Origin of the sequence: Demequina sp. NBRC 110053 (assembly GCF_002090095.1) — a bacterium.
Taxonomy (GTDB): domain Bacteria; phylum Actinomycetota; class Actinomycetes; order Actinomycetales; family Demequinaceae; genus Demequina.
Window position 1 is genome coordinate 207,906 of record NZ_BBRJ01000002.1, and the last position, 11,244, is coordinate 219,149.

An 11,244-nucleotide genomic window follows, 5' to 3' on the forward strand; every position below is an offset into this window, starting at 1 on the left:
CAAGGGCCGGCCTTTCGCGTCTCTGCCGCCTGTCACGACTCTGGCAGGTGGTCGGGAATCGAGACCGAGCCGTCGCTCGCGAGGTCCCAGAAGGGGTTCACCGCTAGCTCCCACACGTGCCCGTCCGGGTCGGCCACGTAGCCGCTGGAGCCGCCCCACGGCGCGGCCCCCGGGCGCTTGAGCTCGACCGCGCCGGCGGAGAGCGCAGCATCGAACCTCTCGTCCACCTCGGCCTCGGTGGCGTAGTTCTGCGCCAGCGTGACGGCGCCCGTGCCCAGCACGGCGTCGGGGCGAGCCTGATCAGCCGCGAGCATCGTGAGCGAGAACAGCCCGAGCACGAGCCCGTTGAGCTGGAAGAACACGATGTTCTGCGCGTCCTGCCGCTTCTCCCATCCCCACGACTCGTAGAAGTCGCGGGAGCGTGCAAGGTCCGCGACTCCCAGCGTGACCATGGACAGTCGCTGCACCGTCATCACGCCAGGCTATCGCCGCGTGCCCCCATGCGCATCGGCGATACCCACGAGGCACGTCCTAGAGCGTGGCCTCCACCTTCTCCTCCGTCGTCACCTTCTGCCCCGAGCCAGAGATGATGTGGTGGCGGATGCCGCCGGAGATCGAGTCGACGAGGATCGTCACGACGATGATCACCACCAGCGTGATGCCGATCTGCTCCCACTCGCGCCGGCTGAACAGCTGGCCCAGCAAGGAGCCGATGCCGCCCGCGCCGATGACGCCGAGCACGGCCGAGGCGCGGATGTTGATCTCGAAGCGGTACAACCAGAAGGCGATCACCTCGGGCAGCACCTGCGACCAGTACGCCCAGCGCAGGATCGAGAACCGACCCGCGCCCGAAGCCTTCGCGGCCTCGACGGGACCGGGGTCGATGCCCTCGAGCGCCTCCGCTGTCAGCTTGCCGAGCGTGCCGATCGCGCCCACGCCCAGGGCGATCGCGCCCGCGACGGGGCCGAAGCCGAAGATCGGCAGCATCAGGATGATCGCGAACACCAGTTCGGGCACCGCACGGATGGCGTTGAGGACGATGCGGGTGACCTGCACCGTGACAGGCCCTGACACGTTGCGCGCGGCGAGGAACCCCATGGGGATCGACAGCACCGCGCCCAGCAGCGTGCCCACCCACGCCATGTACACGGACTCGAGCATGCGGTCGAAGGCGAGCGTCCAGTACTCGCTGTAGGGCTCGGAGAACGGGTTCTGGAAAAGGCCCTCCGCCATGAGCTGGAGGTAACGCCACCCGTCGGTGAAGATGCCGGAGATCTCGCTCCACCTGGCGTTGGACAGCACGACGGCGCCGCCGAACAGCACGAGCAGCCCGATCCAGACCAGTGTCTCCTTGGTCTTGGAAGGCTCGGGAGGGCGTGGCGTCGTGGAACGGGCCGATGCGGTGGCGGGGGAGGTCATCACACGACCCTCCTGCGCAGGAACTGGGAGAGCTGGTCGATGAGCAGCACCACGACGAACAGCGCGACGGTGATGGCGGCGACGTTCTCGTACTGGAAGCGCGCGAACTGAACGCCGAGGACCTGGCCGATTCCGCCACCGCCCGCGATGCCGATCACGACGGACGAGCGGATGTTGAGCTCGAAGATGTACAGGCAGTACGACAGATAGTTGGGCAGGATCTGCGGCATGACGGCCCAGCGAGAGCGTCCCACCGTGCTCGCACCGGCGGCGTCGGCGGCCTCGATCGGGCCGGCCTCGACGGCGTCGATGGTCTCCGCGGTGAGCTTCGCGGCGATGCCGATGTTGAAGATGATGAGCGCGAGGATGCCGGCGAGCGCGCCCACACCCACAAGGGCGACGAAGATCAGCACGTACGCGATGTCGGGAAGCGAGCGCACGATCGACAGGAAGATCTTGGTCGCGCGGTACAGCCAGCCGGAGCGATTCGTGACCCGCGAGGCCATGAACGCGAACACGAGCCCCGCCAGCACGCCCACGCAGGTGGCGACGATGGAGATCGAGATGGTCTCGACCCAGGCATCCCATACCCGCCAGATGAACGACCAGTTGGGCTCGAGGAACTGCTGGATGACCACCCAACCATTGGCGAAGTTGGTGAACAGGTCGCCCAGCGTGAACTCGATCTCGCGCGCGGCCCACCAGGTGAAGATCGCGGCGAGCACCAGGCCGCCGATCAGCAGTGGCGACGGCGCGGGCTTCTTGGGCCTCACGGGAGCGGATGCGCCATGCGGCGAGGTCGTGGACGTGACCGTCATGCGTTCGAGGACAGGGTGTCGTCCGCGGTCAGCGAGCGCCCGTAGATCTTCTCGAACACCGCGTCGTCGGCCTCGGCACCGGTGCCGTCGAAGACGACCTTGCCATCGCGCATGCCGATGACGCGGTCGCCGTAGGCGCGCGCCAGGTCGAGGAAGTGCAGGTTCACCAGCGTGGTGATGCCGAGCTCACGGTTGATGCGCTGGAGGTCTTTCATGACCATCTGCGCGGTGGGCGGGTCGAGGCTCGCCACGGGCTCGTCTGCCAGCATGACCGAGGGGTCCTGCGCGAGTGCGCGGGCGATCGCCACACGCTGCTGCTGGCCCCCGGACAGCTCGGAGGCGCGGGTCCACGTCTTCTCGACGATGCCGACCCTCTCGAGGGCCTGATAGCCCTTCTCCTTCTGCTCCTTGGTCCACGCGCCCAGCAGCGCGCGCCATCCGGGGATGTGGTGCAGCTGGCCCATGATGACGTTGTTCATCACGGAGGTGCGCTTGACCAGGTTGAAGGACTGGAAGATCATCCCGATCTTGGATCGGATGGCCCGCAGCTCCCGCTTGGAGGCGCCGGACACGTCCATGCCGTCGACGGTGAGCGTGCCGCTCGTGACGGGCACCAGGCCGTTGATGGTGCGGATGAGAGTCGACTTGCCCGCGCCGGACAGACCGACGACGACCACGAACTGGCCGTCGGGGATCTCCAGGTCCACGCCGTCGAGGCCCACCACCCCGTTCGGGTAGCGCACCGTCACGTTCTTGAGCTCGATCATGAAGTCACTGTTCCACAAAGTGCCTGAGATGCGACAGGACAGCGCGGTGGTCGCGCCCCTCGCGGGGGCGCGACCACCGCTCCAGTCGGCTGACTCAGCCTTCGCCGAAGTTCGCGGCGACCTGGCGGGCCTCATCGAGCGCTTCGACATCGGCGGGCTCGAGGCCCTCGATGTTGTACACCGCGTCGAGGGCGGCGAGGCCCTCGTCGGTGCCGGCGAGCGCGACGAGCGCATCGGTGATCTGCTGCTGAGCGTCCTCCGAGAGGTCGCTCGACAGCACGACGCCGTCGTTGGGGATGTTGGTCGAGTACGCGAAGACCACGACCTTCTCCCCCACGTCGGGGAACTCGGCCGCGAGCTCGGATCGGGCGTCGTTGAACGACGTGCCGACCACGGCGTCGCCGTCGTAGACCGCCTGCACCGACTGCGGGTGGCCGCCGGCGAAGAACGAGCCCGTCAGGTCGACCAGCGGGTCGATGCCGAGGATGCTCTCCAGCTGCGTGGCCGGGTAGTAGTAGCCCGACGCCGAGGACTCGTCCACGAACGCGATCGAGGAGCTGGGGTCGACCAGCGCGAGCGCGTCCTCGCCCTGCGGGCCCTCGTAGCCGGTCGCGCCGTTGCAGTACGAGTAGTTCACGCCCTCGTCGTCCGCCTCCGTCGTGACCTCGTCAAGGCAGAAGGTGTCGGGGTCGTTCGTGAAGTACTGCGTCACGTAGCTCGACGAGCCGTAGCGAACGGACTGGAGGACGGGCACCGCTCCCGCCTCGTCGACCGCCTGCACCATCGCGATCGGCCCGAGGAATCCGATGTCGGCCTGGTCGGTCTGGAGCGCGACCACCACGGCCGAGTAGCTGTCAGGGATGAAGGTGGTGACCTCGACGCCCAGCTCGGCAGAGAGCAGCTCGGCGAGAGCGTCGCCGTCGGTGACCAGCTGGTCGACCTCGTCGGAGGGCACGAGACCCAGGATGAGCTCGTCGGGCAGGCCGCCCTCGCCCTCCATCGCGTCCTCGGTCGACTCCGCGGTCGCGCCGTCGGTGGGCTCGTCGCCCGGGTCCTCGTCACTCGCGCAGCCAGCCGCGATGAGCGCGGTCGCGCCCACCAGGGCAGCCGCCGCGAACGGCCTCTTCGTGAATCGCACAGTCACACCTTCCGTTCGTTCTGCAGGTCTCGGCGCCCGATGGCGCCAGCAAGCGCCGCACCTACGCGGCCTTCCATCGAACCTACCTAGAGACTCGCGCGATCCGCGCGCCGAAGCCAACATTTTTCACACCGGTAACAGGGAGTTCACGGGACCGTGGCCGTACCGTGACCGGATCGGTACGACGGCATCATGCCTCGCGCAGCGCACGCCTCGCGGTCTCGAGCCTGATGATCTCGGCGAAGGCCTGCTGGCCCTCGTCCGACTGCGCGCCCGCGCGCTGCATTCTCCCTCGCACATCGGCGATCCGCCGGGTCAGGCTGAGGTCGTGCACGCGCGCGAGCACGGTGCCTGCCCAGTGCCCCATGGTCTCCGGCTTGTCATGCGGGAGCGGCGACACCGCGAGCTCGGAGACGATGCCGGCAAGGGTCTCGCCCGCCTGCTCGGCCACGTCGTTCGCCCAATCGGCGCCAGCCTGCGCGGGGTCACCCGTGGCGAGGATCGCCTCCAGCACAGCGCGGTACTGCGGGACGGAGTACGACGCCGGCGTCAGCTCGGGCAGGACCACGCGGCCGAGCGGATCGGCGGCCGCCTCTCGCGGGGCCTGCAGCAGCACGCCGAGCGACAGCGCCTCCGCGCGCACGACAGGGTCGCGCGGGTTGGGACGCCCGGGCGCGTCGGGCCCCTGGATCGGCACGGCTCCCGTGACGGGTGGCGACTCGCGCCCCGGCCCTGCGCTGCCGCCGCCGCTGCCGCGCGAGCGCGCGGCTGCCGTGACGGCGCGGGACACGGAATCGACCTCCATGCCCAGCCACCCGGCGAGACGCCGCGCGTACTCCGGCTGCAGGGCGCGATCCTTGATGCCGGCGACGGCCGGGGCGGCGGCACGCAGCGCCGCCACCCGTCCCTCGGCGGTCTCGAGGTCGTGCGACCCGAGCGCGGTCTTGATCACGAACTCGAACAGCGGCACCCGGCGTCGCATCAGCGCCGCGACGGCCTCGTCTCCCCCGCTGACGCGCAGGTCGCACGGATCCTTGCCGTCAGGATCCACGGCGACGAAGGTCTGGGCGAGAAACTGCTGATCCAGCTGGAACGACTTGAGCGCGGCGTTCTGCCCCGCCTCGTCGCCGTCGAAGGTGAAGATCACCTTCGCGCCCGTCTCGCCCACCTTCGTCTGCGGCCCGCCCGTGTCGCCCATCAGCCGGCGCACGACCTTGACGTGGTCCGCGCCGAACGCCGTGCCGCACGTCGCGACGGCGTTCGTCACCCCCGCGAGATGGCAAGCCATCACGTCGGTGTAGCCCTCGACCACCACCGTGGCGCGGTCGGAGCGGATCGCGCCCTTCGCAAGGTCGAGACCGTAGAGGACCTGCGCCTTCTTATACAGCGGAGTCTCTGGCGTGTTGAGGTATTTGGGGCCCTGATCGTCGTCGTGCAGGCGCCGCGCTCCGAACCCGATGACCTCACCCGTCACATCCCTGATGGGCCACACGAGCCTGCCGCGGAACCGGTCGTAGACGCCCTTGGCTCCGTCCGATACCAGGCCGGACTGGCGCAGCTCGTCGATGGTGAACCCCTTGCCCTGCAGGTGCTCGGTGAGGTGCGACCAGCCCTGTGGTGCGTACCCCACGCCGAAGGTCTCCGCCGCGGCGCCGTCGAAGCCACGCTCGCGCAGGAAGTCCCTGCCGATGCGCGCCTCGGGAGCCCGCAGCTGCTCGGCGTAGTACGCGGCCGCTATTCGATGGGCTTCGAGCAGGCGCTTGCGCTGCCCTGCGCCGCCTTCGCGCCGCGGTCCCGCCCCGGCCTCGTAGCGCAGCGTGACGCCGGCGCGCTCGGCGAGGTACTCGACGGCCTCCGCGAAGGGCAGTCCGTCCATCCGCATGACGAACTCGATGACGTCGCCGCCCTCGCCGCAGCCAAAGCAGTGCCACCGCCCCGCAGCGGGTCGCACGTTGAACGACGGCGTGCGCTCATCGTGGAACGGGCACAGGCCCTTGAGCGTCCCCACCCCCGCGCTCTTCAGGGCGACGTGCTGGCCGATGATGTCCTCGATCGGAGCGCGCTCGCGGACGGCCGCGATGTCGTCCCGATTGATGGTGCCTGCCACGTACGTACCCTACTCGCGCAGGTCACGCGTTCCCGCTCTCTCCCCAGCTGCCGCATCGGCTGGTCGCGAACACGTCCGAGCTCAGGCCTTCGGGTCGCTAGGCTGGAGTGCAGACCCCTCCACGAAAGGACCCCACAGTGAGAGTCGACGCCTTCCTCGCGGATTCCGCCGAGGTCGTCCAGGGCAAGATCTACGCGCTCGGCGCCGGATGGAACACCATCTACGTGCGCTCGTTCCCGGCCGCGCACCGCCGCCTGGCCGTCGCATCCACGGTGCACGTGCCCTTCACCGCCACCAACGTCAGCCACCAGTTCGAGCTCAAGCTGCTGACCGAGGACGGCAAGGAGTACCCGATCGGCGTGCGTGCCGACGCCGAGGGCAAGCCCTCGCCCGTGCGCGCGATGGGCGGCGAGTTCACGCTCGGCCGCCCCCCGCAGCTGGTCGACGGCGACGAGCAGGTCGCATGCTTCGCATTCACCATCGACGGCCTGCGCTTCGCGGAGGCCGGCATGTTCACGTGGGTCGTCTCGATCGACGGCGAAGAGGTCTCGCGCCTGCCGATGCGCGTCAAGCAGGCCCAGCAGCAGTAACAACGGTGGCGCTGTATGCCGGGGTGATCTACCCCGCCACCGTGGGATGGTGCCTGGTCCTGCTCGTCGTCGCAATCGCGACGCTCGTGCGCGTGCGGCTGCACCCGATCCTCGAGTGGGTCGTCACCGGCATGTGGATCGTGACGGGCATTCAGGCGATCGCCGTCGTGATCGCGCTGCTGAGCGGCAACGACGCGGGGATCGTGCTGACTGTCGGCTACCTGCTCGCGACCGTCGCCGTCCTGCCCCTGCTGGGCATCGGGCGGCTCGGCGCACCCGACGCGGCCGCTGCCGACCCTGACCCCAACCGGCCGGTCCTCGCGCCCGACCAGATCGCGCGGGTCGATGCAGGCGCGGCAGCCATCGTCGCCGTCACGGCCGCCGTGCTCGCGTGGCGCATCGCGGTCCTCCTCGGTGCCGCATGAGGCAGCAGCGAAGGATCGGCCCGAGCGCGATTCACCCCATCGGGCGCATTCTGCTGATCGTCGCATATGCCGTGCTCGGCCTCGCCGCCACCGGACGCTCGGTGGTCCAGATCACGACCAAGCTCGATCAGGCGCCGCTTCCCTATCTCGTCTCAGGCGCATCGGCCCTGCTATACGTGGTGATCGCGCTCGCGCTGTGGCGCGGATGGCGCCGCGTGGCGATCGCGGGCACGGTGATCGAGCTCGTAGGCGTCCTCGTCGTCGGCACGCTGGGCTACGTCGCCCCCGAGCTGTGGCCGGATGAGACCGTGTGGACCGGCTATGGCTCCGCCTACGGCTGGGTGCCTCTCGCGCTTCCGATCATCGCGCTCGTCGTGCTGCTGAGGCGCGGCGCCGCCAGCGCCGATGCGCATGCAGCTGAAGCGTCCTAGTCGGCCACGCGCGCGCTGGTGACGTAGCGGTGGTGCCAGTTGTACGCGGACGTGTCCGTGAGCGACGCGACCTGGTCGATGGCGACCCGGAGCCGGTCGGCGTCCGTCGAGGCTGAGGCGTAGTCGACCGCGAACTGCGGCTCCATCACGCTTGGGCCGCGCTCCGCGAGCGCTCCCACGAGCTCGCGCAGCACCTTGCGCTGCTTGCCGTAGGTGGGACTGGTCTCGCGCGGCGCCATGAGGAAGTGCACCGCGACACCCTTGAGGATCATGATCTCGTCGCGCGTCTCCTGCGGCACCACGAGGCCCGCGTGGTGGCGAGTGAGCGGTCCGTCGCCGTGCTCGGCGCGCGTGGCGACGATGATGTTCTGGGCGAACCGCCCGATGATCTGGCTCGTCATGTCCTTGAGCGCGGCCAATGACCGGCGTGTCCCGTCGAAGTCCTCGGCCCACCACTGGAACGCCTGCAGGCGCTCGAGCGCGCCGAGCAGCGCGTCCTCCTCGGTCGCTCCCCCGTACCACTGGCGCGCGTGGTCGATCACATCGCGGGCCTGCCCTGGATCGCGCAGCACCTTCAGGTTGACCGAGCGGTAGACGATCGAGTCCTCGAGGTCGTGCACGGAGTACGAGATGTCGTCAGCGACGTCCATGACCTGCGCCTCGAAGCTCTGCTCGGTGCCGGCGACGTCCTCGCGCACCCAGTCGAACACCGCGACGTCGTCGTCGTAGACGCCGAACTTGCGCGACGGCGAGCCGTCCGGTCGCAGCGGCGCCGCCGGCTCCCGCCACGGGTACTTGATGGCCGCATCGAGGCTCGCGCGCGTGAGGTTGAGGCCGATCGACTCCCCCGTCTCCGGGTTCACGGACTTGGGCTCGAGGCGCGTGAGCAGGCGCAGGGTCTGCGCGTTGCCCTCGAAGCCGCCGATGTCCTTCGCCACCTGGTCGAGAGCACGCTCGCCGTTGTGCCCGAACGGAGGGTGGCCCAGGTCGTGCGCGAGGCAGGCCGCGTCCACGATGTCCGGCGAGCACCCCAACGCCTTGCCGAGCTCGCGGCCCACCTGCGCGACCTCGAGCGAGTGCGTGAGGCGCGTGCGCACGAAGTCGCCCGAGCCGAGCCCGAGCACCTGGGTCTTGGCGCCGAGCCTGCGCAGCGCGCTCGAGTGCACGATCCGCGCCCGGTCGCGCTCGAACGGCGTGCGCTGCGCGGCCTTGGGCGGCTCGGCGACAAAGCGCTCGGTGTCGTGCGGCTCGTAGCCTGGGGGCAGGGCGGTCACGCCTCGATGCTAGCCGCAACGCGGCACGTACCTGGAGCGTCGGCGCGTCCTCATGCGTGGCGCGAGCGTGCTGTGCGCACTGCGTGGCGGCTGCAGCGGCGGATCGCCGAAGGACTCTGCCGCGACGGTGCGTGCCCTCCTCACGGAGGTCTGTGCCGTGGATCCGTCGCGACGGCACACGGGGAGTGGCTGCAGGAACATGTCGGACTCATCGCCCTGCGACCCTCGGGACGCCGCAGTACGCGGATTCGCGCGGGACGCGGGCTCGCGGGCCCTCGGAAAGCTTGAGCGTGGGGGTGCCGCCTCCGTCCACGCGGCGTACCGTGTGGCCCATGGGTCGCATTCGTGTGTTCATCGCCAGCTCGTTGGACGGCTTCATCGCCGGGCCTCACGACGACATCGCCTGGCTCGAGGCGCCGAGACCGGAGTGGGCGCCCATGGCAGGGGGTGCATGGGCATCCGCACCCTCGGACGCGCTCGATTTCGACGGGTTCATGGCGGACGTGGGCGCCATGCTCATGGGTCGCGGGACCTACGACGTGGTGCGCGCCATGGGCGGCAGCTGGCCCTACGGCGACACGCCGATCCTGGTGGCGACCGGCAGACCGCTGACGGATGCGCCGCCGACGGTGACCGTCGCATCGGCGCCCATCGCCAACCTGATCGAGGAGGCTCGGACACTGGCGGAGGGCAAGGACGTCTACGTGGACGGCGGGAGCATCATCCGCCAGGCTCTCGACGCCGACCTGATCGACGAGATGACCGTGACCCTGCATCCCACCGTGCTGGGCGCTGGCCACGCGCTGTTCGCGGGTGCCGAGCATCGGCGCCACATCACGGTGACCGACGTCCGCCGCTACGGCGACGGCATGGTGCAGCTGACCCTCGTGCCCGCACGGGAGCCCCGCGACGCGAGGCCGGTGCCCGAGGACGGTGGCCCGGCCGAAGCGCCAGTTGAGCCGCCGAAGGGCCTCGCCTGAGCGCACAGCACTGGAGGGGCACGACGCGTGCACGAAGTGACCACGCTTCGCCCTTGCCGTCCCTGAGGGGCTTCGACGTGACCAACCTGCGTGGGATCAGCCTCCGGAGACGCTGAGCTCCGCCTCGCGCAGGCGCTCCTCGAGATCGGGCGTGATGTCCTGGGTGTCGAGCCAGCCCTCGGGGCATGCCGGGCGCTTGGGCGTGCCCTGGCGCCCGCGCGCTCCCTCGGCGGCCTCGCCCGGATAGGGGGTGTCGAGCGGGAGCGAGTCGAGCAGCTCGCGCAGCTGTGCGAGGGTCTCGACCAGTCCGAGCGCGCGGCGCAGGTCACCCCCGACCGGGTAGCCCTTCAGGTACCACGCCATGTGCTTGCGGATCTCGCGCATCGCCTTGTTCTCGTCGTCCCCGAAGAAGCGCACCATGAGCTCGCCGTGGCGGTAGATGGTGTCTGCGACCTGGCGGAGCCCGGGACGCACGCGCTCCGGGCGCCCTTCGAACGCCGCCTGCAGGTCGTGGAACAGCCAGGGCCTGCCCTGGCAGCCACGGCCCACGACCACGCCGTCGCATCCGGTCCGCTCGACCATCGCGAGCGCATCCTCCGCTGACCAGATGTCGCCGTTGCCCAGCACCGGCACGCTCGTGACGGTCTCCTTGAGGCGGGCGATGGCATCCCAGTCCGCGGTTCCCGAGTAGAAGTCGGCGGCGGTGCGGGCGTGGAGCGCGACCGCCGCGGCCCCCTCCGCCTCCGCGATGCGACCGGCGTCAAGGTAGGTGAGGTGGTCGTCGTCGATGCCCTTGCGCATCTTCACCGTGACCGGAATGTCGCGCGTCGCGGCCTCGCGCACGGCGGCTCGCACGATGTCGCGGAAGAGGTCCCTCTTCCACGGCAGCACCGCTCCTCCGCCCTTGCGCGTCACCTTGGGCACGGGGCACCCGAAGTTCATGTCGATGTGATCGGCGCGATCCTCCTGGGCGAGCATGCGCACCGCCGCGCCGATGGTGGCGGGATCGACGCCATAGACCTGGACCGAGCGCGGCGTCTCGTCCGGATCGTGGTGGATGATCCGCAGGCTCTCCGGCGTTCGCTCGACCAGCGCGCGAGACGTCACCATCTCAGCTACGTACAGGCCACCTCCGTGCTCCCGGCACAGCCGACGGAACGCCGCGTTGGTGATGCCGGCCATCGGCGCGAGCACCACGGGAGTCTCGACCTCCATGGCGCCGATGCGCAACGGAGGCAGGACACGGGTGGTCGCCGATGCGGTGGTGGTCATGACTCCATTGTCGCCGATCGCGG

General features: G+C 69.8%; 12 protein-coding genes. 4 read left to right on the forward strand and 8 right to left on the reverse strand.

The window, feature by feature from the left end; translation table 11 throughout:
* Nucleotides 1-32 precede the first annotated feature (32 nt).
* The 6 genes from B7K22_RS01010 to dnaG all read right to left on the reverse strand — a co-directional run bounded on the left by B7K22_RS01010 (nt 33) and on the right by dnaG (nt 6,249).
* The gene (locus tag B7K22_RS01010; RefSeq protein WP_084037943.1) at nt 33-473 is read right to left on the reverse strand and encodes a VOC family protein; all 441 of its coding nucleotides are present in this window, start codon (nt 471-473) and stop codon (nt 33-35) included.
* A 58-nt stretch (nt 474-531) separates the two neighbouring features.
* The gene (gene phnE, locus B7K22_RS01015) at nt 532-1,419 is read right to left on the reverse strand and encodes a phosphonate ABC transporter, permease protein PhnE (RefSeq protein WP_084037944.1); all 888 of its coding nucleotides are present in this window, start codon (nt 1,417-1,419) and stop codon (nt 532-534) included.
* Nucleotides 1,419-2,237 carry a phosphonate ABC transporter, permease protein PhnE gene (gene phnE, locus B7K22_RS01020; RefSeq protein WP_084037945.1) on the reverse strand — a complete coding sequence of 273 codons (819 nt, stop codon included), beginning with the start codon at nt 2,235-2,237 and terminating at the stop codon, nt 1,419-1,421. Before phnE (B7K22_RS01020) ends, phnE (B7K22_RS01015) begins: the two co-directional genes overlap by 1 nt.
* Nucleotides 2,234-3,004 carry a phosphonate ABC transporter ATP-binding protein gene (phnC, locus tag B7K22_RS01025; RefSeq protein ID WP_084037946.1) on the reverse strand — a complete coding sequence of 257 codons (771 nt, stop codon included), beginning with the start codon at nt 3,002-3,004 and terminating at the stop codon, nt 2,234-2,236. Before phnC ends, phnE (B7K22_RS01020) begins: the two co-directional genes overlap by 4 nt.
* A 94-nt stretch (nt 3,005-3,098) precedes the next feature.
* Entirely contained in the window at nt 3,099-4,142 is a 1,044-nt protein-coding gene (gene phnD, locus B7K22_RS01030; RefSeq protein WP_234983251.1) for a phosphate/phosphite/phosphonate ABC transporter substrate-binding protein, read from the reverse strand.
* A gap of 190 nt (nt 4,143-4,332) precedes the next feature.
* Nucleotides 4,333-6,249: a DNA primase gene (gene dnaG / locus B7K22_RS01035; RefSeq protein WP_084037948.1), complete on the reverse strand. Its 1,917-nt coding sequence runs from the start codon at nt 6,247-6,249 to the stop codon at nt 4,333-4,335.
* Nucleotides 6,250-6,386: 137 nt separating this feature from the next.
* Between dnaG and B7K22_RS01040 the strand changes: the two genes are divergently transcribed.
* Genes B7K22_RS01040 through B7K22_RS01050 form a run of 3 tightly spaced genes read left to right on the forward strand, consistent with a single transcriptional unit; the run spans nt 6,387 to nt 7,695 of the window.
* Nucleotides 6,387-6,839 carry a hypothetical protein gene (locus B7K22_RS01040; protein WP_084037949.1) on the forward strand — a complete coding sequence of 151 codons (453 nt, stop codon included), beginning with the start codon at nt 6,387-6,389 and terminating at the stop codon, nt 6,837-6,839.
* 5 nt (nt 6,840-6,844) lie between these two features.
* Nucleotides 6,845-7,264, forward strand: a complete 420-nt coding sequence (locus B7K22_RS01045) for a hypothetical protein (protein ID WP_084037950.1) — start codon at nt 6,845-6,847, stop codon at nt 7,262-7,264.
* Nucleotides 7,261-7,695, forward strand: a complete 435-nt coding sequence (locus B7K22_RS01050) for a hypothetical protein (RefSeq protein ID WP_084037951.1) — start codon at nt 7,261-7,263, stop codon at nt 7,693-7,695. Before B7K22_RS01045 ends, B7K22_RS01050 begins: the two co-directional genes overlap by 4 nt.
* On the opposite strand, the gene B7K22_RS01055 is transcribed toward B7K22_RS01050, so the two are convergent.
* Entirely contained in the window at nt 7,692-8,969 is a 1,278-nt protein-coding gene (locus B7K22_RS01055) for a deoxyguanosinetriphosphate triphosphohydrolase (RefSeq protein ID WP_084037952.1), read from the reverse strand. The genes B7K22_RS01050 and B7K22_RS01055 overlap by 4 nt on opposite strands.
* 332 nt (nt 8,970-9,301) lie before the next feature.
* Between B7K22_RS01055 and B7K22_RS01060 the strand changes: the two genes are divergently transcribed.
* Nucleotides 9,302-9,949, forward strand: a complete 648-nt coding sequence (locus B7K22_RS01060) for a dihydrofolate reductase family protein (protein ID WP_144276184.1) — start codon at nt 9,302-9,304, stop codon at nt 9,947-9,949.
* A gap of 96 nt (nt 9,950-10,045) precedes the next feature.
* Here the strand turns inward: B7K22_RS01060 and dusB are convergent, their stop codons facing one another.
* Nucleotides 10,046-11,221 (reverse strand): tRNA dihydrouridine synthase DusB, encoded by a 1,176-nt coding sequence (gene dusB, locus B7K22_RS01065; RefSeq protein ID WP_084037954.1) that lies wholly within the window; start codon nt 11,219-11,221, stop codon nt 10,046-10,048.
* Nucleotides 11,222-11,244 lie beyond the last annotated feature (23 nt).

What these genes read in the sequence shown, in the direction of transcription:
- B7K22_RS01010 (WP_084037943.1), bottom strand. Translation starts at nt 473, where the DNA reads ATGACGGTGCAGCGACTGTCCATGGTCACGCTGGGAGTCGCGGACCTT.
- phnE (WP_084037944.1), bottom strand. Translation starts at nt 1,419, where the DNA reads ATGACCTCCCCCGCCACCGCATCGGCCCGTTCCACGACGCCACGCCCT.
- phnE (WP_084037945.1), bottom strand. Translation starts at nt 2,237, where the DNA reads ATGACGGTCACGTCCACGACCTCGCCGCATGGCGCATCCGCTCCCGTG.
- phnC (WP_084037946.1), bottom strand. Translation starts at nt 3,004, where the DNA reads ATGATCGAGCTCAAGAACGTGACGGTGCGCTACCCGAACGGGGTGGTG.
- B7K22_RS01050 (WP_084037951.1), top strand. Translation starts at nt 7,261, where the DNA reads ATGAGGCAGCAGCGAAGGATCGGCCCGAGCGCGATTCACCCCATCGGG.
- B7K22_RS01060 (WP_144276184.1), top strand. Translation starts at nt 9,302, where the DNA reads ATGGGTCGCATTCGTGTGTTCATCGCCAGCTCGTTGGACGGCTTCATC.
- dusB (WP_084037954.1), bottom strand. Translation starts at nt 11,221, where the DNA reads ATGACCACCACCGCATCGGCGACCACCCGTGTCCTGCCTCCGTTGCGC.